Source organism: Halomonas sp. NPDC076908, assembly GCF_050269715.1.
Classification (GTDB): Bacteria; Pseudomonadota; Gammaproteobacteria; order Pseudomonadales; family Halomonadaceae; genus Vreelandella.
This window is the reverse complement of record NZ_JBNNIW010000032.1, coordinates 16,424-40,208: the sequence shown is the minus strand read 5'-3', so window position 1 is coordinate 40,208 and position 23,785 is coordinate 16,424. Positions and strand designations below refer to the sequence as shown.

Annotated in this window: 20 protein-coding genes and 1 pseudogene; 11 read left to right on the top strand and 10 right to left on the bottom strand. The window is 51.9% G+C overall.

The window, feature by feature from the left end:
* Positions 1 to 17: 17 nt before the first annotated feature.
* The 3 genes from ACQKE4_RS16265 to ACQKE4_RS16255 all read right to left on the bottom strand — a co-directional run bounded on the left by ACQKE4_RS16265 (position 18) and on the right by ACQKE4_RS16255 (position 4,055).
* Positions 18 to 1,913, bottom strand: a complete 1,896-nt coding sequence (locus ACQKE4_RS16265; RefSeq protein WP_427389372.1) for a TRAP transporter permease — start codon at positions 1,911 to 1,913, stop codon at positions 18 to 20.
* Positions 1,914 to 1,994: 81 nt separating this feature from the next.
* Positions 1,995 to 2,966 (bottom strand): TAXI family TRAP transporter solute-binding subunit, encoded by a 972-nt coding sequence (locus tag ACQKE4_RS16260; protein ID WP_427389371.1) that lies wholly within the window; start codon positions 2,964 to 2,966, stop codon positions 1,995 to 1,997.
* A 339-nt stretch (positions 2,967 to 3,305) separates the two neighbouring features.
* Positions 3,306 to 4,055: an IS5 family transposase gene (locus ACQKE4_RS16255; RefSeq protein WP_427389370.1), complete on the bottom strand. Its 750-nt coding sequence runs from the start codon at positions 4,053 to 4,055 to the stop codon at positions 3,306 to 3,308.
* Between the two features lie 554 nt (positions 4,056 to 4,609).
* Between ACQKE4_RS16255 and ACQKE4_RS16250 the strand changes: the two are divergent.
* A pseudogene (locus ACQKE4_RS16250) lies at positions 4,610 to 5,623 on the top strand (IS630 family transposase).
* A gap of 139 nt (positions 5,624 to 5,762) precedes the next feature.
* Here the strand turns inward: ACQKE4_RS16250 and ACQKE4_RS16245 are convergent.
* Positions 5,763 to 6,080 carry a hypothetical protein gene (locus tag ACQKE4_RS16245; protein WP_427389382.1) on the bottom strand — a complete coding sequence of 106 codons (318 nt, stop codon included), beginning with the start codon at positions 6,078 to 6,080 and terminating at the stop codon, positions 5,763 to 5,765.
* Positions 6,053 to 6,262 carry a transposase gene (locus ACQKE4_RS16240; RefSeq protein WP_427389369.1) on the bottom strand — a complete coding sequence of 70 codons (210 nt, stop codon included), beginning with the start codon at positions 6,260 to 6,262 and terminating at the stop codon, positions 6,053 to 6,055. Before ACQKE4_RS16240 ends, ACQKE4_RS16245 begins: the two co-directional genes overlap by 28 nt.
* A 533-nt stretch (positions 6,263 to 6,795) precedes the next feature.
* Here ACQKE4_RS16240 and ACQKE4_RS16235 point away from each other — a divergent pair.
* From ACQKE4_RS16235 to ACQKE4_RS16215, 5 genes are all read left to right on the top strand, one after another.
* On the top strand, positions 6,796 to 7,179 hold the full coding sequence (locus ACQKE4_RS16235) for a 5-carboxymethyl-2-hydroxymuconate Delta-isomerase (protein ID WP_427389368.1): 384 nt from the start codon (positions 6,796 to 6,798) through the stop codon (positions 7,177 to 7,179).
* 14 nt (positions 7,180 to 7,193) lie between these two features.
* A complete protein-coding gene (gene hpaE, locus ACQKE4_RS16230) occupies positions 7,194 to 8,702 on the top strand; it encodes a 5-carboxymethyl-2-hydroxymuconate semialdehyde dehydrogenase (RefSeq protein WP_427389367.1) in 1,509 nt (502 codons plus the stop codon).
* A 63-nt stretch (positions 8,703 to 8,765) separates the two neighbouring features.
* A complete protein-coding gene (hpaD, locus tag ACQKE4_RS16225) occupies positions 8,766 to 9,746 on the top strand; it encodes a 3,4-dihydroxyphenylacetate 2,3-dioxygenase (RefSeq protein ID WP_427389366.1) in 981 nt (326 codons plus the stop codon).
* 70 nt (positions 9,747 to 9,816) lie between these two features.
* Positions 9,817 to 10,707 carry a fumarylacetoacetate hydrolase family protein gene (locus ACQKE4_RS16220; RefSeq protein WP_427389365.1) on the top strand — a complete coding sequence of 297 codons (891 nt, stop codon included), beginning with the start codon at positions 9,817 to 9,819 and terminating at the stop codon, positions 10,705 to 10,707.
* Positions 10,694 to 11,491, top strand: a complete 798-nt coding sequence (locus tag ACQKE4_RS16215; RefSeq protein ID WP_427389364.1) for a 2-oxo-hept-4-ene-1,7-dioate hydratase — start codon at positions 10,694 to 10,696, stop codon at positions 11,489 to 11,491. The genes ACQKE4_RS16220 and ACQKE4_RS16215 overlap by 14 nt, the downstream gene beginning before the upstream one ends.
* Before the next feature lie 22 nt (positions 11,492 to 11,513).
* Here the strand turns inward: ACQKE4_RS16215 and ACQKE4_RS16210 are convergent, their stop codons facing one another.
* Positions 11,514 to 11,729: a helix-turn-helix transcriptional regulator gene (locus ACQKE4_RS16210; protein ID WP_427389363.1), complete on the bottom strand. Its 216-nt coding sequence runs from the start codon at positions 11,727 to 11,729 to the stop codon at positions 11,514 to 11,516.
* A gap of 15 nt (positions 11,730 to 11,744) precedes the next feature.
* On the bottom strand, positions 11,745 to 12,413 hold the full coding sequence (locus ACQKE4_RS16205; protein ID WP_427389362.1) for an AraC family ligand binding domain-containing protein: 669 nt from the start codon (positions 12,411 to 12,413) through the stop codon (positions 11,745 to 11,747).
* 198 nt (positions 12,414 to 12,611) lie between these two features.
* On the opposite strand from ACQKE4_RS16205, the gene hpaD (ACQKE4_RS16200) reads away from it, so the two are divergent.
* The 5 genes from hpaD (ACQKE4_RS16200) (at position 12,612) to ACQKE4_RS16180 (ending at position 17,978) form a co-directional block, all read left to right on the top strand.
* Positions 12,612 to 13,466, top strand: coding sequence for a 3,4-dihydroxyphenylacetate 2,3-dioxygenase (hpaD, locus tag ACQKE4_RS16200; RefSeq protein WP_427389361.1), 855 nt, complete (start codon positions 12,612 to 12,614; stop codon positions 13,464 to 13,466).
* Between the two features lie 82 nt (positions 13,467 to 13,548).
* Positions 13,549 to 14,361: a 4-hydroxy-2-oxoheptanedioate aldolase gene (gene hpaI / locus ACQKE4_RS16195; protein WP_427389360.1), complete on the top strand. Its 813-nt coding sequence runs from the start codon at positions 13,549 to 13,551 to the stop codon at positions 14,359 to 14,361.
* A 55-nt stretch (positions 14,362 to 14,416) separates the two neighbouring features.
* Complete coding sequence (gene gabD, locus ACQKE4_RS16190) at positions 14,417 to 15,868, top strand: NADP-dependent succinate-semialdehyde dehydrogenase (protein WP_427389359.1); 1,452 nt, start codon at positions 14,417 to 14,419, stop codon at positions 15,866 to 15,868.
* Positions 15,869 to 15,923: 55 nt separating this feature from the next.
* Complete coding sequence (gene hpaR, locus ACQKE4_RS16185; protein WP_427389358.1) at positions 15,924 to 16,379, top strand: homoprotocatechuate degradation operon regulator HpaR; 456 nt, start codon at positions 15,924 to 15,926, stop codon at positions 16,377 to 16,379.
* Positions 16,380 to 17,657: 1,278 nt separating this feature from the next.
* Positions 17,658 to 17,978, top strand: coding sequence for a 2Fe-2S iron-sulfur cluster-binding protein (locus tag ACQKE4_RS16180; protein ID WP_427389357.1), 321 nt, complete (start codon positions 17,658 to 17,660; stop codon positions 17,976 to 17,978).
* A 142-nt stretch (positions 17,979 to 18,120) separates the two neighbouring features.
* Here ACQKE4_RS16180 and ACQKE4_RS16175 read toward each other — a convergent pair whose 3' ends face one another.
* The 3 genes from ACQKE4_RS16175 to ACQKE4_RS16165 are packed head-to-tail and all read right to left on the bottom strand — an operon-like array spanning position 18,121 to position 23,784.
* The gene (locus tag ACQKE4_RS16175; RefSeq protein ID WP_427389356.1) at positions 18,121 to 21,303 is read right to left on the bottom strand and encodes a tyrosine-type recombinase/integrase; all 3,183 of its coding nucleotides are present in this window, start codon (positions 21,301 to 21,303) and stop codon (positions 18,121 to 18,123) included.
* Positions 21,296 to 22,288, bottom strand: a complete 993-nt coding sequence (locus ACQKE4_RS16170; RefSeq protein WP_427389355.1) for a hypothetical protein — start codon at positions 22,286 to 22,288, stop codon at positions 21,296 to 21,298. Before ACQKE4_RS16170 ends, ACQKE4_RS16175 begins: the two co-directional genes overlap by 8 nt.
* Positions 22,279 to 23,784: a hypothetical protein gene (locus ACQKE4_RS16165; protein ID WP_427389354.1), complete on the bottom strand. Its 1,506-nt coding sequence runs from the start codon at positions 23,782 to 23,784 to the stop codon at positions 22,279 to 22,281. The genes ACQKE4_RS16170 and ACQKE4_RS16165 overlap by 10 nt, the downstream gene beginning before the upstream one ends.
* Position 23,785 lies beyond the last annotated feature (1 nt).

The window sequence follows — 23,785 nt, the reverse complement described above, 5'->3', positions numbered from 1 at the left end:
TATTATAGTAAACATGTTTACTTTGTCAATGCGCTATTCGACGAATTCATGCTGCTAGTTGATATTCTTTTACCCCATATTAGTATAGGTATAATTATTGGAGATAACATAAGCATCGCATTATCATTCATCCAAAGACTTGCGCTACCGATGCCAAGGGCTAATAGCATCAAGAGAGACGACCAACATAGATCCGGCAACCATCTTACTGGTGAGTGCAATATTGATTCTCGAATTAACACAGCTCCTACGACGCAATGCATAACAACCAAAAACACATCAATAAGAGACCCGTTCATTAATATCGCTGGATTATAAATCCATAAAAAAGGCAACATATACGCCATTATTCCAAGCTTCATCCCATAAAACCCAGTCGACCACATACTAGCCCTACCGATAGACGCAGCAACAATACTACCAATGGCAATAGGTGGCGTGATCATACTCATTAAGCCAAAATAAAAAAGAAACATATGCGCAGCAATAGGTTCGATACCAAGATCAATAACAGTAGGTGCTATCACTGTGATCAAGACTATGTAAACTGCCGCTGTTGGCATTCCCATGCCTAGAACGATAGATACAAGGGCTGTCAATAAGAGCATCGAAAATAACCCATATTGTTCTGCCACGTTTGATAGTAACAATGACAACTGGAAAGCAAAGCCAGTGGAGTTCATAATTCCAACAACTGCGCCAGCCGCTCCGCCTATCAATATTAGCGGAATTGCTTCTGTACCTACACTCCGCAACTCACTTATAAATTTAAATAAATTAAACTCTTTATAATATCGAGCCAAATAACCAATCAAGACCACACCAGCGGCATACAAAGCTGCTATGCCCGGATTAAAGCCTTGCCAGAACATTAAATAGATTAGCACGGCCAAAGGAAAAATAAATATCCAACCCTGACGCAGTGTCTCCCTCATGTTAGGCAACTCAGACTTATCAAGACCTCGGATATTATCCCGAACTGCAATAGCATCAATCTGCATAAATAATACTAAGTAATATAGCAATGCTGGTATTATTGCTGCCGTGACAATAGTGCCATATGAAACATCTAGGAATTCAGCCATTATAAAGGCTGTTGCACCCATTACAGGCGGCATTAATTGTGCGCCATTAGAGGCAACTGCTTCGATTGCTGAGGCATGTGATGGGCTGAATCCCGTTCGCTTCATTAAGGGAATCGTCATAATTCCGGTAGACATTATGTTAGCTACCGTAGATCCTGAAAGAGTACCAAAGGAGCTTGAAGCCACTACTGCTACCTTAGCTGGCCCACCTCGTCGATGCCCCATTAAACTCATCGCAAGATTATTGAAAAAAGTCATTCCTCCAGCAATTTCCATTAATTTACCGAAAATGACAAACGGAACCACTAGCTCAATGATAATACGCACAACTGTACCGGGAACACCGCTACTATCAGCATAAAGGTATAGCACGGTGCGTGTTGGTGCAGAAGTTTCAGCACTCAGCGAACCCGGCAACAAATGACCAACAAATCCATAAGCCACTATAGACGCGATGAAAGTTGCGATCACCAACCCTAATGACTTACGCAGTGCCTCCAAAAGTAGCAATAAGGCAACTATACCAGGCACCCACATATCTGGAGTGCGAAAGGCTAGCATTACCATCCACTGTTCAAAGTTCCAGGCATACCAGAACCAACTAGCAGCCACGAGCAAAGCTAATGTAAAGTCAATAATACCGCCATGGTCACGATAAGGCTTTGTTAAGAAAGCCCCAGCAGCAGCTAGACCAAGCATAATAGCAATGAGTTGCTGGGAAACAAGCGGAATACCTAGTCTCTCAGGAACTGCGAACACCCATAAAATGCTTAACAGCGGCAACAGCAACTTTACCAAGCCTGTTACCCCAGAATAGAGTATAGCCATGACTACTCCACTAGCTTACTGGGCGGTTGACTTCTCGAAACCGGCCCAGTTTCTGTAATTGAAGGGAATGTCGTTTATTGGTTATTCGTTCATTTCTAGCTTGCTGAAGAAACTCTCTGCACCTGAATGATATGGAATGGTAGGCTGATCAACATAGAGCCCTTCTTGAGGTACCGCCCTCAAAGGTGGGTAATCTTTTTGCATCTGTGGCCAGTTTTCATAAACAACTTCAGTTAGACGGTAAGCGTCTTCTTCCGAAAGGTCTTCATTTGCGACAACGTAGATATCATAAGATGTTATTTCGGTTTCACCGACAATATAAGGATGGCGGGAGTTTGGTTCTGCCAAATATTCTGATAAGCCAGGCACTATATTTGAAAAAAACTCTGTTGTTCCCTGTTCTCCATTAGCTATTATACGTAGGCCGCCCGGAGCCGTTCCATGTGACTCCATAAGAACTGGCATAGTTGTAGCGACTGGCGCAGCATCTGCACGACCTTGCAAAACTGCTTCAATCCCATCCATTAATCCCCCAGAACGGGCAAAATCAACGTCTTCTTCTGTCAAGCCACCTGACTGCAAAATGGCTTTGTTAATTCTAGTTAATGCTATATTCGTTGACATATTTCCCATCACTCGTTTACCTCTAAGATCTTCGACAGTATTAATGCCAGAGTCACCAGTTGTAAGGTAAGCGTAGGGTAGGCTCCAAATGCGAGCGAGCACCCTGAGATTATCCATTTTTATGGGAAAGTTAGCTTCACCGTTATAAGCCATACTCGCCTCGATAGAGCTGGATATGCCTAGTGTCATATCTCCAGTACTGATCATCGGCAAATAGACAGAAGAGCCCGCATTAGGTTGAGCGGTACTACGAATACCAAGTTCAGTCTGGTAGAGCCTGGACAGCCCTCCACCAATCAAATAAAAGGTTGAGCCGCTCGGGTTAGTTCCAATTGTCAGTCTATCCAGATCAGCAAAGGCACTCGTTGAAATTACTGCTATCGATGTACAGAAACTGGCTATAACTGCACGGAAGTAAATTTTTTTCATACATAACTCCTTGGAGGGGGTTTACCATTATTCATTATTATTAGCGTTAAAATGATCATTGCTATATTACAGTTTAATTATTAATAGAACTGTATCGCCTTTGATTTAAGTAATGCAATTCTCATCTATACCCAACGTTAGGCTTAGGCTGCGATAAAGTCAACACGTTAACTAATTTCACACCTACACCATTAGTAGTACTTTAAATTTCTTAGCTGGATGGTTGTCGAATCTCACGATCATGTCCATGTGTGCTACGAGCACTGTTTCTTAGAAAGCTTTCAGGCTACAAATATTGACACACCTCTTAACCCCAGAAGACTAGGGCCTGTTGACGTTTCACATGGGCAGCCATAAAAAACCACAAGCTAAGGCCACCATGCTTTCATAGTTTCGCTTGAGCTTGTCGTAACGCGTCGCTATGGCGCGATACGGCTTCAACCGAGCAAAGGCATTCTCTACAAGATGACGATAGCGATATAACCCTCTGTCTAAATTGCTATTCCCCGTCTTTGAGTTGCGCTTGCGTGGGATCACCGAGTCCATCCCCTTGGCGTCGATCTGCTCACGGATACGCCCACTGTCATACCCTTTGCCAGCCACTAATGCCCCGCCTGTTGGCAACGCATCAATCAGCGCCTGTGCCTCGGTGCTGTCATGTACGTCACCTCCGGTGATCCTGAAAGCAATCGGTAGTCCATAAGCGTCAACGGCTAGGTGTATCTTGCTTGTGTTGCCCGCACGGCTTTTGCCAATGGCTTCTACTTCCCCTGAGGCAGCCCCTGTGTAGTCTTGATGCGCCTTGATATAGGAGCCATCAATGAAGAGCCATTCCGTATCTGGATCTTCCACTAACCGATTAAAAACAGCCACCAGTTTGCCCGCCGACGACCAGGCGTTAAAGCGCTTATAGACTGTATTCCAGTGCCCAAAATCGTCGGGGAAATCGCGCCACTGGCAGCCGGTACGGATTCGGTAAAGTCTACCTTCTACCGTCATCCGCAGGTCAGCCTTGTCATAGATACGTTGTTGAAGCAGGATAGGTTTTAGCTTCGACCAGTGTTCATCCGTGAGCATCAGTCGGGGCATGGCAAGCTCGCAGTTTGTTGGTGTCGGAACCTTTATTCTGCGAGTTTGCCCCTATCCTGCCAATGCTATCCCTTAAAACGTCAACAGACCCTAGTACTGCATTTAAAAATAATCATTGAGTGACAAGGAGTTGATGCTTCTTTTTTCCGCTGGCGTCCTACCCAGTGCTAATTCTGTGCGAAACGTTGCTAAAGTCTTCTCCAGCAGAACTAGTGCTGCGTATCTTTTAGCCATCTTTGTCGCTGGGCAAAGGTGGTAAGGTACAGCCATCGCCGCATTTCGGCCAGGGAGAGAACGAGGGGCCTTGCCCCCCCAGGTTCAGCAACAGGCATATTAAGCTGATGTCGGCGCAACGTAACCAAGCGGGTAGGCAGCCATCACTAGCCTGATATGGAGATACCAGCTTAGCCAGACCCGCATCTCATTGATCAAGCCCCTTTGTGTTTTGCTTTCCTGAAAACTGCGCTCAACATTCCACGGGGCCCCAACTAAGTAGCCGAATATAAATTTTCCTCTATACCTATGATCCTGACTATTGAATCAGGAAGATGATCATGAAGTTCCGTTTTGTACTACCTCTGTCCGACACTGACCTTCAGGCACTGATAGCCACCTACAGCATGGAAAAAAGCCAGCCTTGCGTCGCCGTGCCCATGCCATCGTGCTGAGCCATCAAGGACACACCATCAACCAGGTTTGCAAGATCCTGTCTGTCACACGAGAGACGGTCTCGCTCTGGTTTGATGCTTGGGAAGCACAGGGGCTCGAAGGGCTCAGTGATAAGCCTATTGCCGGTCGTCCTTCTATCTACAGTGACGAGGAGCGGGAACGGCTACGGGCACTTGCAGAAGAACAGCCCCACCAGCTAAAAGCTGGTTCAGGCACGACTACAGCAGGAAACTGTAAAATGTTCTAGCACCATGACAATCAAGAGAGCATTAAAAAAACTGGGGTATAGCTTTAAGCGGGCTCGGCGATCTCTGAAAGATCGGCGTGACGAGACGGACTTCCGACATACACAAGGCCTGCTAGCCAAGCTTCAGCGCTGGGAAGATCGAGGCGAAGCTGAACTGTACTACTTCGATGAGTCTGGCTTTTCCCTGTCGTCTGTCTTGCCTTACACCTGGAGTCCCGTCGGTCATCCTCGAATGATGCCAGCTTACTCACACAGCCAGCGTCTGAATTTGCTGGGTTTTCTGAGTCGCCAAGGCAAGCTGATTTACCATTCGACAACTGATACGGTCACCTCCGGGGCCGTTATCGAAGCCTTTGATCACTTTATTACCCAAAAGTCACCCGATACCTTTGCCATCGTGACGATGGACAATGCCATTGTTCATCGCTCGGCCCTGCTTCAGCGCAAGCGACTGGAGTAGCTGAGCCATCGGGTTTATGTGATCTATCTTTCCTCCTATTCGCCAGAATTGAACCTGATCGAGATTCTCTGGCGCAAGGTGAAGTATGAGTGGTTGCCACTAGCGGATTATGAAAGCTTCCAGTCCCTGAAATATCATGTGCAGAAGGAGTTGTCAGGCTATGGCAAGGAATATCGGATTTCTTTTGTATAGGTACTTTATCAGCGCGAGGTCTTCGAGTGACGTAACGCATGGGGCGAAGGTGAAAGACGCCGTCATTTTCTGTTAGCTGTCGAGGAAACGTCCCACACTGCCATCTTTTGAAAGGGCCCGGATTCACCGGCAGATATACCTAGTCATATTGCTGGGCGCCGACTACCCGACCCAGCGCTGAGCTGGATCCTGCCGGTGCTCCTGGGCTGGGCTTCCAGCAGGTCGCCCACTTTATGTTGTTTAGCCCCTGCCAGACATGCACCTTGCGACTGACTACCATCACATTACCTTGAATGCGCTCCTCAAGTGTCCAGCCTAGCTGGAAAGACTCGCTATACACGGCACTTTCCCTCACCCAGCTAGCCTTGACGCCGATATCCAGCGTCCAGATCCGCACCTTCCGGGCTAACACCGACTTGAGCTTCTGACTTACTTCCTCCGGCAGCCAGCCTGGCAACAGCGTTTACGATCTTCTGCCCAATCCTGTGGCAAGAATAGGGCGCGCATCAATCCCTGCCCCCAGCAACTGGCATAGCCGAGGAACACACCTATCCGACAATTCTCGATCCGGCCTGCGGTTCCGCTGTACTGGCTCTTGACACCCACTAAATGGCGGCACTTCTTGCGGAACCCGGTCATCCACCATTAGCACTCCATTGTCGTCGCGCAGTGTCTTGTAGACAGCATCACGTGTTCACCGTCCTCAACCAAGCGGGTTCGGTTGATTAGGTGCTGGAAGCCGTAATTGTGCATCGCCCAATAGGCCCCCGCAGATAGGAACCGAAGCGCTCACGGGTCTCGTTGCGTTTGTCGTAACGCCCAGCTTTGTCAGCTATGAGTACAGCGCCGATACCGAGTCAAGGGTCTGCTTGCGCACGTTCTCAAGGGTCAGGTCATTCAGCATCGGATACCTCGCTCACCCACAGGTCGTGTTCAACGAAGTATGGCGTTTATCTACAGCTGCGGTACTAGTGGCAACACCTCTAATACCGTTTATAAAAAAGATTGGACGCGCATAAAGCCATTCTGGCTACGTTAATTTAGTTTTATTTGATGTTACAATTTTTATTGTTAATATATTAATAAGTGGTAGAGTACCTATTAAGAAACATTGAAACTCTTAATTTTTACAATTACTTAGTATTAATCTATAAGCTTTCAGGAACAATAATATGCCACACCTGCGTATCGAATATTCTCCAAACACTGATGAACATGCCGACATTCTTCGTGTCTGCCAAGCCGCCCATCAAGCTATGAAAGAGAGCAAAGTTTTTCCACTCGCTGGCATTCGTGTACGCGCCTTCGCCGCTACGCATTGTATCGTTGCCGATGACCACCCGGATAACAACTTTATGGCGATGACGCTCTCGGTCGGCACGGGTCGAGAACGGTCCACGCTTAAAGCTGCCGGCGACCTGGTGTTTGCAGGCGTACAGCAAGCTCTGGCCAAGCAGCTCGCCACGCCCCACTTCGCCTTATCGCTGGAAATCCGCGAGATCAGCGCCGATTTGAGTTGGAAAGACACGCCTATTCACTCCCGACTGTCGTCATAACAGGAGCCTTCACCATGAGCACTTTGCAAGACAACATCGCCCGGGCGCAGCAGTATATGCAGCGCTTTAAAGAGCAAGGGGTACTCAACCACATCAACGGTGAGTCGGTACCCGCACAGTCGGGAGCCACCTTCGACACTATTTCTCCCGTTGACCTCAAGCCCTTAGCCAGCGTTGCCCGTGGCGGCAGCGACGATATCGACCGCGCCGTGAAAGCCTCTCAGGAAGCCTTTAAAACCTGGAGTAGAACGCCAGGTAAAGAGCGCCGCGCTATTCTGATCAAGGTGGCCGAAGCCATTGAAGCCCGTGCAGAAGAGATCGCTTTCACGGAGTGCATGGATACCGGCCAAGCGCTGCGTTTTATGTCGAAGGCTGCTATTCGTGGTGCGGCTAATTTTCGCTACTTCGCAGACAAAGCCCCCGAGGCCGAGGATGGCCTGGCCCTGCGTAACGACACCCAAATGAATGTAACCTCCCAGCGCCCGCTTGGCCCGGTGGGAGTGATCACACCGTGGAACACGCCGTTTATGCTATCCACCTGGAAGATAGCGCCCGCCCTGGCGTCCGGCTGCACCGTGGTGCACAAACCCGCCGAATTTTCGCCGATGACAGCAAAGCTGCTGGTTGAGATCGCAGAAGAAGCCGGGCTACCGAAGGGTGTACTCAATCTGGTCAATGGTTTCGGCGAGGACGCTGGTAAAGCGCTAACAGAGCACAAGGGCATCAAGGCAGTGGCCTTTGTGGGTGAAAGTCGCACCGGGCAAATGATCATGGCCCAGGCAGCTCCCACGCTGAAGCGCTTCCATTTCGAGCTCGGCGGTAAAAATCCTGTCATTATTTTTGACGACGCGGATATTGAGCGTGCGATAGAAGCCGCCACCTTCATGATCTACTCGCTAAACGGTGAGCGCTGCACGTCCTCTTCACGCCTGTTGGTGCAAGACACTATCTACGGCGAGGTCACTCGCCGCGTTGCCGACATCGCCAACAACGTCAAGGTCGGCCACCCTCTTGACCCAGACACCGTCGTCGGCCCACTGATTCACCCTGAGCACGAGAAAAAAGTACTGTCCTATTTTGACAAGGCCCGCGCGCAAGGCGCCACCATTGCGGCGGGTGGCGAAAAGGTCGGCGCAGAGGGCTGCTTCGTGCGCCCAACGCTATTTACCCAGGCCAACAATGATATGGCCATCGCCCAGGAAGAGATTTTTGGCCCGGTGCTGACCGCCATTCCGTTCACAGACGAGGATGACGCTCTGCGTATCGCCAACGATACCGAGTACGGCCTGGCTGCCTACCTGTGGACCAATGACCTCAACCGCGCCATGCGTTTAACCGATCAGCTTGAAGCCGGCATGATGTGGGTCAACTCCGAGAACGTGCGCCATTTGCCCGCGCCCTTTGGTGGCGTTAAGTCCTCCGGCATTGGCAGGGACGGCGGGGACTGGTCCTTCGACTTTTATATGGAGACCGTCAACGTTTCCTTCCCGCGCAAGGTGCATCCGGTTCCAAAACTCGGCTAATCAACACCCGAGACGACAACTCTGGCTCACACCGCCTGTTTAGATGGTATATGGAGAAACACAATGCCCACACCAGCCCCTAACTTATATCCTGAATTCAACATTATACGCTTAAGCCATGTTGTATTCGGCGTGACCGATCTGGCCAAGAGCCGCCACTTTTATGTGGATACGCTCGGCCTTCAGGTCACCGACGAAGACGACCAGCGCATCTATCTACGGGCCATGGAAGAGCGCGGCCACCACTGCATGGTGCTCGAAAAAAGCGCTGAAGCTAACGTCCAGGCGCTCTCTTTCAAGGTTTTTGATGAGAGCGAATTAGACAAGGCGTACGCATGGTTTGAGCAGCAGGGTAAGCCCGTCGAGTGGGTAGAACGCCCCTATCAAGGTCGCACGCTGCGCACCGTGGACTGCTTTGACACCCCTATCGAGTTTTATTACATGATGGAACGGCTAGCGCCTATCCATCAACAGTACGCTCTCTACCGGGGTGTCAAACCGCTACGCATCGACCACTTCAATCTGTTTTCTACCAGTGTCGATGACGCCGTGGCGTTCTATAACAGCATGGGATTCCGGGTCACTGAATACACCGAGGATGAAGAGAGCGGCAAGCTATGGGCGGCCTGGATGCATCGTAAGGGCGGTGTCCACGATATCGCCTTCACTAACGGTGAAGGCCCGCGCCTGCACCACACTGCATTCTGGGTGCCCACGCCACTTAATATCATCGATTTGTGCGACCTGATGGCCACCACGGGTTACGTCAGCAATATCGAACGTGGGCCCGGTCGCCACGGCATCTCCAATGCATTTTTCCTGTACATCCTCGACCCGGATGGCCACCGCATCGAAATCTACTGCTCTGATTATCAGACCGTTGACCCGGATCTCGAACCGATCAAGTGGGACTTGAAAGACCCCCAGCGGCAAACGCTATGGGGGGCGCCAGCGCCGCGTTCCTGGTTTGAGCACGGCTCGCTCTTTAAGGGTGTTGAGACCAAAGCATCTCAACTAAAGGCCACGCCGATCATCGCCCCTTAACAGCGCCTGGTTGCATCTTCCAGGTTTCGCACCAAACGGCCCGGCTCAGCCGGGCCCAGGAGAATATGTCATGAGTGCCCCCTTGGCCCCACGGCTGGCCGCTTTTCAAGCTAATGGCGCGGATCGTTACGGCGTTGTTACCGCTGACGGAATCATTGATCTACTGCCAGAGTTTGGTCATCGGTTCAAAGGCCTTAAAGAAGTCATTGAAGCGGGCGCGATCGACGAACTGTTGAATGTCGCAGAAGGTCGCCGCCCAAGCTATCGTGAAGAAGATGTCACTTACCTGATTCCCATCGCCAACCCTGAGAAATTGATCTGTGTCGGCGTTAATTTTCCGTCGCGTAATGAAGAGTATAAAGACGGCCAGGCCGCCCCCAGCAAGCCCTCCTTGTTCATTCGCTTCCCACGCAGTTTTGTCGGCCACCGCCAAAACCTGGTACGCCCCCCCGAAAGCGAGCAGCTCGACTACGAAGGTGAAGTGACCATCGTTATCGGCAAGGGCGGCCGGCGTATTTCAAAAGAGAAGGCTTACGAGCATATTGCCGCGCTTACCCTATGCAACGAAGGCACCATTCGTGATTGGGTACGACATGCCAAATTCAACGTCACCCAGGGGAAGAACTTTGACGCTACCGGCGCTATCGGGCCATGGCTGGTGCCGTTCCATAACGCCTCTCAGTTAGACGATATAGAGCTGACTACCTGGGTCAACGGCGAAGTACGCCAGAACGACCGCACCTCGCGCATGATGTTCGATTTTCGCTATATCGTGAACTACGTCTCCACGTTTACCACCCTAGTGCCCGGCGACGTTATCGTTTGCGGTACGCCTACCGGTGCCGGTGCGCGCTTCGAGCCCCCTATCTGGCTGAAGCCTGGCGATGTCATTGAGGTCGAAGCGGAAGGCATCGGCAAACTGGTCAACGGCGTGGAGGATGAGAAAAATGCCATTAACTGACGCCCAGATATCCGCTGCCGCCGAAGCACTTCTGGCGGCGGAAAAAAACCGCGAGCAGATCGGCCTACTGTCGTGCCAATATCCCGACATGACGCTGGATGATGCCTATGCCATCCAAGCGGCTCAGCTACAAAAAAAGACCGAGCATGACGTCATTGGCTGGAAAATCGGCCTGACTTCCAAGGTAATGCAGGACGCCCTGGGGATTGATACACCTGATAGCGGCGTGCTTTATGACTACATGCGCTTTTCGACAGGGGCCGTGATTGCCAAGGATCACTTTATTCAACCCCGCATCGAAGCTGAAATAGCCTTCGTCATGAAAGCGCCCCTGGAAGGTGAAGTAACCCGGGAGGATGTGCTGGCGGCCACGGATTACGTTGTGCCCTCGCTGGAGATTCTGGATACGCGCATCGTTCGTCAGGATGCTGCTACCGGCCAGACACGCCTGATTGTCGATACGGTATCCGACAATGCGGCCAATGCGGGCATTGTGCTTGGCAACGAACGTCACTCGCCGACGGCTTTTGACCTGCGCTGGGTGGGTGCCATCGTCAAGAAAGATGGCAACGTCGTGGCCACCGGCCTGGGAGCGGGCGTGCTGGATGATCCGGTAACCGGGTTAGTCTGGCTGGCCCGCCGCATGGCCACTTATGGCCAACGTATTGAAGCAGGACAAGTGGTGCTGTCGGGCTCTTTTATCGGCCCGGTGGAATGCCCTTCCGGTAGCGATATTGAAGCCGACTTTGGCCCCCTTGGAACGGTGAAGCTGCGCTTCGATTAAAGCATACCCCGTCAACGCCTGCTCACGACTGGCTAAGCTGATGGTGGCGGTAATTTGAGGGAGTGGTATCGGCATGGCGAGCAAAGAAGCGACAAAAGTAGACGGGATCCTGGAAGCCCAACTGGTAGCCAATCTCGTTGACGGTCATACCGGTAAAGGTCAGCATCCGGCGAGCTTCCTGCATCAGCCGCTCATGCACCAATCGCTTACTGGGCACCCCAACGATACGACGGCACACGCTACTGAGCCGCGCCTAGGTCACGTTAAGGGCCGAAGCGTACGCCGACAGCGTCCAGTGCGCTTTGAAGTGCGCTTCGGTTTCCAGATTGAAGCGGTGAAACAGCATCAGCTCGTCATGCCGCACATGCTGCGCCTTGAGGGAATTGGCCGAAAGCCGAAACTTGCTGATAAACAGCAACAGCGTCAGGGTCGTCAGCGCCACGTCACGCCCTTTACGCTCGGCAGCAAACTCCGCCCCCAGCTCATCGAAAAGCCGCTCAATGCGGGCAACTTCATGGCGGGCCTCCGAGCTGACGTGACCGGTGGCAACGCAAACGGGCGTAATCTGCCCAATACTGCCAAGGTCTGGGCACTCATCAAGCAGCGACCATACCAATTGCTGGCGCACCGTCAGCACATGACCATCGCTGCCCTCTTCGGTGGTATACAAATGGGGAATCCCAGGCGGCGTCAAAAAGAACATCGGCCCTTGCTGATGATACTGCCGATTATCCAGGTAAACCCTGACCATGCCACTGTTGATGTAGTGCACCTGAAAAAATCGGTCATGGTGATGAACCGGCATGTTGCGCCCGAAGAAGTCCGCCATCGGCCTGAGGGCATCGTAATGCACCGCCTCGTCAGCATACCGCTGATCGTACTCCTGACCGATCGTGATATTGGGAATGGGGGTCAACGCCATGTGTCTGCTCCTGGGTGGGCGCGTCTTAACCCTAAACGCTGCTCCTGGTATGGATTGATCCGTCAAGGCTTCAGTTATCTCTTGTTCATCTTTCTGTCTATATCAACAAACTAACGAAGCTACTCTCCATGGCGACAAGCCACCCACCGGAGATAGCCGCTCGTATGTCAAGCGCCACGCCGCACTGAGAGGAATAAAATGGGCGAAATTGTTTTAGCCGCCAAGGTGACCCATGTCCCTTCGATGTACCTATCCGAACAGCCTGGCAAACACCACGGCTGCCGGACTGAGGCCATTGCCGGGCACAAGGAGATCGGCCGTCGCGCCCGCGAATTAGGCGCAGATGTTGCGCTGGTGTTCGATACCCACTGGCTGGTCAACAGTGGGTATCACATTAACTGCAGCAATCACTTTGAAGGTATCTATACCAGCAACGAACTGCCCCACTTTATTCAAGACATGACCTACAACTACGCAGGCTGCCCCGACCTCGGCGAGCTGATCGCCACGGAAGCGAACCGTTCAGACATTCGCACCATGGCGCACAATATCAAAAGCCTGAAGCTTGAGTACGGCACCCTGGTACCTATGCGCTATATGCACATGGGAGTCCCTGAGGAGCAGGCGCTCAAAGTGGTGTCGATTGCGGCCTGGGATGCCTGGCACGACCTGAATGAAAGCATCAAATTTGGCGAAGCCATACGACGCGCTATCAAGACCAGCCATCACAACGTCATGGTGTTGGCCTCAGGGTCTCTTTCCCACCGATTTAGCGATAACAGCGATGCAATGGAAAACATGCACCGCTGGACGCGTGAGTTTGACCGCCAGATGGATATACGCGTGGTTGAGATGTGGCGACAGGGGCACTTCAAAGAATTCCGCACCATGCTGCCGGAATATGCTCAGCACTGCTACGGCGAAGGCGGTATGCATGATACCGCCATGCTGCTTGGCGTATTAGGCGAAGAGTACGACACGCCTGCCGAAATACTCACTGAGCCTTTTGGCAGTTCTGGCACCGGCCAAATCAACGCGATCTTTCCCCTTTAGGCAGTCTTGAGGTAACCGTCTGGCTGGTTCGGCGCCCGGGGCGGTAACGAGCGCCACTCATTACACAAGCAGGAGATATGGCATGGAGATACCTACCAATACGTTCAAGCAGGCGTTAGCCAACAAGGAGCCGCAAATTGGCCTATGGCTAGGGCTAGCCAATGGATACTGCGCGGAGCTCTCTGCCAATGCGGGCTTCGACTGGCTATTAATCGACGGTGAGCATGCTCCCAACGACCTGCGCACAATACTGGCACAGCTGCAGGCCGTCGCGCCTTACCAAGCTCACCCCATCGTGCGTCCACAGGTCGGCGACACCGCGCTGATCAAGCAGTATCTGGATATCGGCGTACAGACGCTATTGATCCCCATGGTCGATAGCGCCGAACAGGCCCGCGAGCTGGTACGTGCCACTCGCTATCCGCCAGAAGGCATTCGTGGCGTCGGCAGTGCACTGGCACGCGCTTCGCGTTGGAACAGCATCCCCGGCTACCTGGATAAAGCGGACAACGAAATCTGCCTGTTAGTCCAGATCGAAACCCAGGAAGGCCTTAAGCACCTTGATGAAATTGCCGCCGTCGAAGGGGTGGATGGTGTGTTCCTCGGCCCCGCCGACCTCAGCGCATCGCTAGGACATCGCGGTAACCCGGGGCACGAAACGGTGCAAAACGCCATTGAAGACGCCATCCAGCGCATTCAGCAGTCAGGCAAAGCGGCCGGCATTTTATCGGCAGACCGCCAGCTCGCAGCACGCTATCTAACCTTAGGTTGCACCTTTGTCGCCGTCGGTGTCGACACCAGCGTCTTGATGAACTCACTGAAAGCGTTGGCCAGCAGCTTTAAAGACGACGGTGATACCGCACCAGCGGCGGCCACGCCCCCGTCGGTTTACTAACGCCACCTATCACCGCTTTTTTAACCCACTGCCTATTTAACGTTAGGAATCATTCATGAAACTGCACGACTCACGCCTGCTGCGCCAACACGCTTTTATCAATGGCCAGTGGGTCAGCGCCGATAACGGCGAAACCTTTAGCGTCACCAGCCCCGCGGACAACACGCCTATCACCGATGTTGCCCGGGTTGGGGGCGTAGAAACACGCCGGGCAATAGAAGCCGCTGAAGCCGCGCTGCCAGCCTGGCGCGATAAAACGGCGAAGGAGCGCGCTGCTATTCTGCGCCAATGGTTCACCTTGATGCATGAACACAAAGAAGACTTGGCCCGCCTGTTGAGCTGGGAGCAGGGCAAGCCGCTTGCCGAGAGCCGAGGCGAGATCGACTACGGCGCCAGCTTTATCGAGTGGTTTGCCGAAGAAGGCAAACGCGTTTATGGCGATGTCATCCCCAACGATAAACCGGGTCGTCGCCTCGTCGTCATCAAACAGCCGGTGGGGGTAGTTGCCGCCATTACGCCGTGGAATTTCCCGGTGGCAATGATTACCCGCAAAGCAGGCCCAGCCCTGGCAGCCGGCTGTACCATGGTGCTCAAACCCGCCTCCGAAACACCACTTTCGGCGCTGGCCTTGGCCGAACTTGGCGAACGGGCGGGTATCCCCGCGGGTGTGTTTAATGTGGTTACCGGGCGCGCCAGTGCCATCGGCAGCGAACTCACTCAACATGCAAGCGTGCGTAAACTGTCGTTTACCGGCTCCACGGAAATCGGCCGTCAGCTAATGGAAGAGTGCGCCGGTACGATTAAAAAAGTCAGTATGGAGCTGGGCGGCAACGCACCCTTTATCGTCTTTGACGACGCCAACCTGGATGATGCAGTTGAAGGTGCTCTGGCGTCCAAATTCCGCAACAGCGGGCAAACCTGCGTCTGCACAAACCGCTTTCTGGTTCATGATGCTGTCTATGATGCCTTCAGTGAGAAACTGGTCGCCGCCGTTCGTAAACTGAAGGTTGCACCCGCAGCGGAAGAAGGTGCCCAGCAAGGCCCGCTTATTAATCTAAAAGCGGTCGATAAAGTGAAAAGCCATATTGAAAATGCGCTAAGCCAGGGTGCTAAAGTGTTATGCGGGGGACAATCCCACTCTCTGGGAGGTAACTTCTTTGAACCCACCGTATTGGGCGACGCCACGCCTACTATGGACGTCGCCAACGAAGAGACCTTTGGCCCGCTAGCACCGCTGTTTCGCTTTGGTACAGAAGCAGAAGCGATAGCCATGGCCAACGACACCCCCTTTGGTCTCGCCGCCTACGTTTATACGCAAAACATCGGTCGTTGCTGGCGTGTAGGGGAGGCACTTGAGTATGGTATGGTAGGTATTAACGAAGGTATTATATCGACGGAAGTGGCACCTTTTGGCGGCATCAAGGCCTCTGGTGTTGGTCGGGAAGGATCTCATTACGGTATTGAAGATTATCTCGAAATTAAATATATGTGCATGGGCATTAAATAATACTTCCAGTGCCACCAGGCAGCTTATCCTGGTGGCTATTTATAAAAGGCAAAAAATGTCACGCCCTACCCCCTCCTTAACTTTGGCATTGATGCAAGCCCGTGAGTCTGCGATGGACTTCTTCAGGCCTCATCTCAACCGCCACAACATAACCGAACAGCAGTGGCGGGTGATCCGCATCCTGTGGCAATCTGAAGATCAAACCCTGGAAAGCCACCGGCTGGCGAAACTCGCCTGTATACTGCCGCCCAGTTTGACTGGCGTGCTGGTTCGACTTGAACAGAATGGCCTAGTTGAACGCTGGAAACCAGAAACTGACCAGCGCCGCCTTTGTGTTACGCTAACAGACGAAGGCAATGCACTGTTCGGTAAAATGCAGGAGGAAATGGTTAGCCAGTACAAGAAAATACAGCAAGCATTAGGTCCAGAGAAATATCAGACCCTAATGAGTCTGCTCGAAGAGCTTCAACAGCTTAACCCTGACGATCTCCCTTCTGTTTCTGACGCTTAACGGTCAAAATTAAGCAATCATTTTAGTGGTTAACTAATCTCTGAAAGTATGTAAAGTATACAATAAGCCGCAATAGATGAAAATATCACAACTGAATGTGTGAAGCCGCTGCCGTTTGCAATGATCCATAAGATACGCAAATTCAGCCTGTTGGGTTTGGAACAGGCTCCGGCACACTACGCTATTATACTCTTGGACACTAGTTCTACTATGTCACAAACATAGCCATCGGCTATACAAGATCATCATGAGATATTGATGCAAATGCCAACATAGTGTTTTAAAGGGATTATTCGCATGCCTTGGAGCTCGCTGTATGGCCCCGGGCCCGGCACCTTTCGGGTAGGACAGGTGCCGGTAACAGTGGGTTATTTTTGACCCCAACAACGCGGCCGCTCCGTAAACCAGGCTGGCGTGATGGTAAAAACCTGCCCATTGCGCCCTTCATAGTTCTCCAGCCCGAACTCCTGCTTGAGTTCCTAACCTATTAGTAGTCACTTCGATCCGCCAACGCACCTTGGTGATCAGCGACATCTCCGCGGTTTGATTGCTCACCCCTTACTTCGCGGGCTTGTTAGCTCCTTGGGGCCATTCAGCAGCCATCCATTTCGGCACGCGGTACTGTTGGCCGCACCAGAACGGCTACAAAGCGAGTTGTCAACGGCTAGTTAGTGTTTTCCCACTGCGTCACTTTCTGAAAGTCGGCAGCAACCAGCGAGGGGGCAGAGCGCCAACCGAAACTAAAATGACGTATCCGCTATAATTGATTAAGATTTTGTTGACAAATAATCAGCAATAAATATCAACTATCCAATCTCTTATACAGAATATCCCAGCTCCCGGTAAAGCAGATAGCCCAAGTAGTGCGATGCTCTACATGGCTTAAATCCACGCGAGTCAAGCGCCTGTAGACTAAATGCTTCAAAGTGCCTCACTAAGATGGTAATGCCTTGTGTAAGCTAGGATGATGCAGTTGATCCCAAGACATTATGGTCAAAAATTTGGCCGAGACAAGTGACTCTATAGGCCGGCTTCGTCTTCTAAACCTGAAATGGCGAGCTTTTCTGGATTTTTTCCACTCATGTACGGGCATGCGCTTAGGTTACTATCTTAAACTCCATTTTATTTTTTAATCGCATGAATCAATAGCGATGAAATATTTATAAATCAGATAATTGGTAACCACAATCGTATGACCGCTAGCATTTGTGTTGACAAATGGCTTCTCATAAGCTGTAATAACCTAAAATGTTAACATGTTTACTAAATGAGGTTCTAATGCCATCACTTACTTTTATTCAGCCTAATGGTGAAAGGGTCCAAGTCGAAGCTCCGCAAGGGCAGTCTGTTATGGAAGCAGCGGTGAAAAATGGTGTCACAGGAATTGTTGCTGAGTGTGGGGGGGCTTGCTCTTGCGCTACTTGTCACGGTTATATTGATCCAAGCTGGCTGCAGGAAGTTGGTGCACCAAGTGAAGATGAATTAGATATGCTCGAATTCGCAAATGAAGCCAAAGAGAACTCAAGGCTATGCTGTCAGGTTGTGATGACTGAAGCATTAGATGGAATGGTTATTCAGATACCTTCATCGCAAGGGTAAGTGTCATCAATAGCTGTATGCATACCTAAAGTGTAGTAATTCCAGTTTGACCAGTTCTTTCTTGGATAGCTGGGCGAGGTCGTCTGCATGAGCACTATGCGGCGTCAAGTGCTGAACAAACTCAGACTCAGTATACGAAGGGTTATGTCTTTCCGGCGAACGCCGCCATGACGATACACGCCATCACCAGCACATAGCGCACGGGGTAGCCACTTCGAGAGCGCTTATTCTCATTGACTACATAGAAAGTAACGTTGCCCGTGCCCAGCGGTTTTGAAAAACGGTTGCCTGGAGGTTTAGATCGCCATTCCACCTTATGTTGATGCGATGGTAGTCGCTTCTTCCATTCACTCAGCTGCTGTGTCTCAGACAGGGATGATCGCGTACTTGGTGTCACCTCAACGACTGCTCTAACGTGAACATCTAGACCCAGCACCCAACTCACAAAGGCCAAGCCATCATCGGCATCGCGAATCCATACATGACCGTCGGTGGCACGGTGGTAGCGGTAGAAAAAACGAAGATGCCTACGCAATTCATCCGGATGATGGCTAAACCACCGTGACCAGATGGCTTGGTACATCGCATTCGCCACTGAGCGTTCCACCAGCGAGCGCGGCATTGCCAGGCGTGGGTGGGCGAAATCATTCGGTGCTGGCTGCTTACCTTTCGTCATCCGGTAGTGACGAAACGCGCTCATCCCCTGCCGCGTGCGCGCTGTTAGAACCCGCCGCGCGCAAAAAGTTAGCCGCTCTGCCTCGCCTTTACACAAATTAAAGATATGCTCAACGTCGTCAAAATCGCGTTGATACAAAGCATCCAGCGCGGCGGCAACCTGCTCAAGCGATAGCTGACTCAAACCTTGGCGCTCAAGCAGTATCTTGGCTGGCAATTCAGGATAGGGGGCAAACGCCTGCTGAGCTACGTCTATCACAGAACATTTGGGAAAGGCCTTATTAAGCCAACGTGGCGGATTTTCGCCGAAGCGCTCTTTCCACTTACGCAGGATCGCCGGCTTGATTTGGAGCACGTTGGCCAAGGGTTCCAACTGAGCAATTGCGTGGCTCGGAATACAGCTCTCCATCGAGGAGGACTGCTTGTGGCAATAATGGTCAAGGAGCAGGCAGGTAAAGTGCAAGTAGCTTCGTAATGTCACATCGGGGGACGCATGCCCCATCAGCTGCGCGATAAAGTACAGCCCTGATCGCGTGGGACCCTCAGCGACCTTGTCCCAAAGAAAAGCATGATGGGAAGGCGCTGTCCAGGGTATCTCCACCCCATGAAAAGAGAGCAACAGATAATTAGCCAGTGAATGACGCAGGTGATGAAAGCGCAGACTGTAATCCCCGGTGATACGTCGCATGGCTTCGTGGATCTCTGCCTGCACCTCATCATCGTGTAGCGGTGCCACCGAACCACTCCCCTCACCGAACAGCATGACACGACCGTGAAGGGTCACCTCTTGTCGATTGGCGATGAAGGCCTTGAATGCTTCCAGCTCGCTGTCTGTCAGCAGATAATGAAGCGGAAGCTGCCGCCGTGAATCATGGCTCTTAACCCCCACATACTCGTTGTTACGAACCAGAAGAGTAACGTCAGTATCCTGCACCTCTTGATGGAGCAAGACATCATCTAGCTGAATGGAAAGTGCTTCTCCTATCCTGAGACCAGCGCGAAATCCAAGCACAAATATCCAATAGCGAATTTGCCCCATGATGTTTGCCGAGCGGGAGGTAAGAAAGCTAGCTATCAGACGATACTCATCCTCTGACAGACAATTGGCATCGGCGTGATGCGCGACAGTTATCCCACCGTCAGCAAACACCATAGAGACATTGGCCAGTCCTTGATCAATCACGAGAAAAGAATGGAATGAGCGCAACACCGCCCAACGGTAGTGGCGGTTTTTCTCTGTTTTGGCTTGCTCAACTAAAAGCTCATAAGACTTAACAAGTGCCCCAAGCCTATCCTGATCAACAGGCGTGTTTCCCATAGTCTGGAGTAGCGGCATGCTGACGCCTAGATATTTATAGAGTGTCGACTGCTTTCGCTTCTGCTTTTGATGCAGAAACAGTAGCCAGCGGCACAGGCATTCAATAATAGGCGCCATACGTTGAGAAACAACGACGGCACTTTCCAGTTCGCGAGAAAGATCAGCAAATTTGAGGCGTTTTTGGTTTCGACGCTTGTAGAGCATATCGTGTAACGATTTCAGCAGAGCCCGCCCTTCATACAGCGGTTGGTCACGCTCATGGCGCACGCCCCCCCTTGCCGTTAGCCCAGGCCTGGCTGCTGTACATTTATCCCCTTGCTCGGCTTTTGGCTTGGTATGTTCTACGTATCCACCGGTAAGCAGTTGCTGCCAACGCTCTTCTGCAATCGACGTGCCTGGATGTTTACCATTTGCACTATTCACTAAATAAGCCGGTAAACTGAGGCGAAGAGCAGTCGTGGCAGCCTCACGAAACGCCGAAAGTGACATCTTTTCTGCCTTTAAAGCACCACAGAAATGCAGCCAAGCTGTCTGGGTATAAGCCCGCGCCTGCTGATAACCGTCACAATGTTTAGGGTGACCGAATTGATGGATATGGCGCATCAACACCGCCAATGCGGGGACTCCTAACTGCCAGCGGCTACGTGGCAGTACTCTTTTTTTCCCTGGCATGCCGTCCGGCACCGTCTCATGCAATAACAGCCAAGCAGAAGATTCGTAGATTGCTAATGTGCGGGTAGCCAATGGTAGCGCGCTCACATGCTGGCTGCCCAACAAGCTATCATTCGTCATAACATAATAGAGAAACAGCCCCCAACTGATCATGTCGGGTTCAAGTCGGCGGTGACCTGTTTTTCCATTGCCATGTAAAAGAAGCGCTTGAAAAGCTGGTTGTTCAATCGCAAGGTCAGCATGTCGGCACCAGTCGCGATAAACACTTAACTTTTTGAAAGATGACGGTGTGAAGGGACTTGCTGCTGGCCTGATCAAGTGCAACGGCGACGGAACTCGCACGTCCCACCCCAACTCCTGCTGCCCACGTGACAACCCTAGCGACAGAAAATTCATCTTATTGCGAATTTCAACGACAGAACGGTTGTCACCGGTTTGTAAGGCCTCTTCCCACTGCTGAGAGATGTCAGGCGGCACATTGATATTTCGCTCACCGTGAACCAAACCGGGATGTGTTTCCTTTAGCAGTTCCAGCACTGCCATTTGGTGGCGACGCCTATTAACCAGATGTTGACGATGACGCGCCTCAGCACCCCCTGCCCCATCGGGAACTTGTATTAATTTCCATCCGCGCCACACTTCCTCGATATTGTCAGACATCCGCTAGCCCTCGCTGCACCGTCCACCCCGCTTCCCGGCGCATTTTACTGAGGACAGGCGCTAGCTCTCGAAACATCTCGACAGGGGTCAAAGTAGAGAAGGCACCAAATGGCTCCTGCCCTTGTTGAGCGTGCCCCATGAAGGCATTAACCAGTTCGCCACAAACTCCTTCAGCACGTAAAGCGCTGCGAAGGTAATGCCGGCTGGCGTTGACCGGCAGCGTAAAGACGGGAACGTGACGCCGCAGATTCTCTGGAGATAGCTGAACCATCTGCCAGCTGTCACTGATAAAGAACATCAGCGGCACGTCTGGCTGAGGCTCACTCAACACTGCTTCAAGGTGCTCGTAAAGAGATGCACGTTGATAAAGCCGAGCCTGTAGAACTTCCAAGTGGCTTGCATACTGGCGTAATTGATCACGCAATTCCGGCAACAGCCAAGCCACCCGTGCCTGACTCATCGCTTCGTCATCTTTATCGGAGATAGCTAGAAAACCAGATGCAAAATCGATTTCCCGCCAGCGAAAAATCAAGTCATTGACAGCACGGTAGCCCGTTGCGAACAGTAACCAGAAAGCGATATAAGCCACGTAATGATTATGCGTTTGCCGCCAAGTCTCCTCCCCAGGCTGAAGGCGCCTAGCTGCCCGCAGTTCGCCTTTCAGGTGTTTGACCAAGCGTGTCAGCAATATCGGTTTGAGGTTCAGCTTACTGCCATGGTCGCCCCTGTTTTGAACGACTTGTTTGAAGGCGTAGTAATGCTTTTCTTCTACGCTAAGGTACTGATAAATGCTGTTGCGCAGCGAAACAGCAGCAGCATGATAGAGTGTCTCAAGATAGCCAGCCGGCACGCTGTAATAATGTGCGGCCACGTCAGCGACGGTGAAACGGTGCCCGGTCAACAGGTAAGCATCGACCCAATCGCTGGAGTGGCCGACGATCTCATCGAACAGCGCTTGACTGATGCGACGGGGTGTCAGCCGCATACGGTGGGCGCGGTTGATCTTTGAAACCGCCGCCCGCATTGCCTCCTCAATGCCGCCATGACGACATTCGGGAAACAGTTCGCGATATTTTGTCCGACTTTTCCGCACCAAGCTGAGACGCGAGATAAACTTCCCATCCGCACGGGACTGGCGACCACCACCACCTCATCCACCAATGCAGGCGTGCTCCCACCGGCTGTAAAGAGCAGTTTCTTTGCGTCGTCCTGGAGACTGTTACGCCACTCCGGCGACGGAATGGGCAGCACAAAGGCGTGCTCTTCAATCAAAAAAGCGAGTACGTCCTTGCGGTGTTTCGGTAGCTCATGTCGATGGTTATAGACCCGCATCCCCAGAATCTGCTCAACGGGACGTCCAAGCCAGATCATCAACAGCAGCAGTAGACCGGCATAGACATCTTCTTCATCACGCTGTTCAAAGCGGCCCCGGCCCGTAAATAGCTCGAAAGCTGCTTTCGCCGCCAGCGATAGCTCGACCCGACTTAAGCTGGCGTAGCGAAAAGGAAGCCTCTGGTTGGACTGGCTGATATGTTGGATACGGCTGCTCTGGCGCCGGATCAAGTCCCTTAGATCAAACCCTAATGTGGGGGATGCTTTACTTTCCGTGAAGGAAACAGCACGCAGTGTCTGGGATTCTTTGGGGTGCAGACCGGCGGCACGCTGACGGCCCTGCGCCTGCTCGTCACCGACCGACTCCAACAGCTGCATCGATTGCTCTGGGCCTTCATCTTCCCCATCATCCGAATCCGACACCTGAATGTGTCGATCAATCGTTCGGGCCGGATGACCACCGCCACCCCCACCGTCTCTCGTCTTTCCCTTATGGTCGAGTACTTTTCGAACGAGCAGCTCGATACCCGACAGCGGCTCGAGGATCTCGTCGCTCTTCAGCAGATATTGTTGATGGTAGCTTTTAAGCGTGGTGTCCATCTCAATCTCTACCAACAGCCCGAGCGACTTCTTGCCATTGCCAATCGTCCGGATATCACGACAAGCAGCGGTGATTTCGGAGCCGATATGTGCTTGGTGCCGCTTTCGCTGAACGGCTGAGCACGCCATAACTACACCGGCATGCTGCCAATACGCATCATTGCCATAGCACTCAGCATCGGGGGTAAGAATCAGCATCGCCCACTCAGGGTGGTCATTGATAATGCCGCGCTGCTTCCCCGACTGATCTAACCACGTCTCTGGACAGCTTTCGCGATCACATCCCTTTAGCACGGCGATAATCTGGGTAATGACAGGAAGGTAATGAAAGAGGTCTTTCTCCTCCTTTTTCTCGGTCGCATCATCAAGATCCTCCCGAATTCTTTGGGTTCCCTGAACTGCCTGTAAAGCACGGTTCACGTTTTCCAACACCAGGCGAAGGTGGGTTAGATCATCCGGCGCTTTAAGCAGCGCAAACAACTCTTCCAGGCAGGAAAGCTCCACGCCACTCAATGTTACCAGTTGCTCTAGATCCGCCTGGATCACCATG

Bases quoted from the DNA above. Each gene is read 5' to 3' on its own strand.
- ACQKE4_RS16265 (WP_427389372.1), bottom strand. From the start codon at position 1,913: ATGGCTATACTCTATTCTGGGGTAACAGGCTTGGTAAAGTTGCTGTTG.
- ACQKE4_RS16260 (WP_427389371.1), bottom strand. From the start codon at position 2,966: ATGAAAAAAATTTACTTCCGTGCAGTTATAGCCAGTTTCTGTACATCG.
- ACQKE4_RS16255 (WP_427389370.1), bottom strand. From the start codon at position 4,055: ATGCCCCGACTGATGCTCACGGATGAACACTGGTCGAAGCTAAAACCT.
- ACQKE4_RS16240 (WP_427389369.1), bottom strand. From the start codon at position 6,262: ATGACCGGGTTCCGCAAGAAGTGCCGCCATTTAGTGGGTGTCAAGAGC.
- ACQKE4_RS16235 (WP_427389368.1), top strand. From the start codon at position 6,796: ATGCCACACCTGCGTATCGAATATTCTCCAAACACTGATGAACATGCC.
- hpaE (WP_427389367.1), top strand. From the start codon at position 7,194: ATGAGCACTTTGCAAGACAACATCGCCCGGGCGCAGCAGTATATGCAG.
- hpaD (WP_427389366.1), top strand. From the start codon at position 8,766: ATGCCCACACCAGCCCCTAACTTATATCCTGAATTCAACATTATACGC.
- ACQKE4_RS16220 (WP_427389365.1), top strand. From the start codon at position 9,817: ATGAGTGCCCCCTTGGCCCCACGGCTGGCCGCTTTTCAAGCTAATGGC.
- ACQKE4_RS16215 (WP_427389364.1), top strand. From the start codon at position 10,694: ATGCCATTAACTGACGCCCAGATATCCGCTGCCGCCGAAGCACTTCTG.
- ACQKE4_RS16205 (WP_427389362.1), bottom strand. From the start codon at position 12,413: ATGGCGTTGACCCCCATTCCCAATATCACGATCGGTCAGGAGTACGAT.
- hpaD (WP_427389361.1), top strand. From the start codon at position 12,612: ATGGGCGAAATTGTTTTAGCCGCCAAGGTGACCCATGTCCCTTCGATG.
- hpaI (WP_427389360.1), top strand. From the start codon at position 13,549: ATGGAGATACCTACCAATACGTTCAAGCAGGCGTTAGCCAACAAGGAG.
- gabD (WP_427389359.1), top strand. From the start codon at position 14,417: ATGAAACTGCACGACTCACGCCTGCTGCGCCAACACGCTTTTATCAAT.
- hpaR (WP_427389358.1), top strand. From the start codon at position 15,924: ATGTCACGCCCTACCCCCTCCTTAACTTTGGCATTGATGCAAGCCCGT.
- ACQKE4_RS16180 (WP_427389357.1), top strand. From the start codon at position 17,658: ATGCCATCACTTACTTTTATTCAGCCTAATGGTGAAAGGGTCCAAGTC.
- ACQKE4_RS16175 (WP_427389356.1), bottom strand. From the start codon at position 21,303: ATGTCTGACAATATCGAGGAAGTGTGGCGCGGATGGAAATTAATACAA.
- ACQKE4_RS16170 (WP_427389355.1), bottom strand. From the start codon at position 22,288: ATGCGGCTGACACCCCGTCGCATCAGTCAAGCGCTGTTCGATGAGATC.
- ACQKE4_RS16165 (WP_427389354.1), bottom strand. From the start codon at position 23,784: ATGGTGATCCAGGCGGATCTAGAGCAACTGGTAACATTGAGTGGCGTG.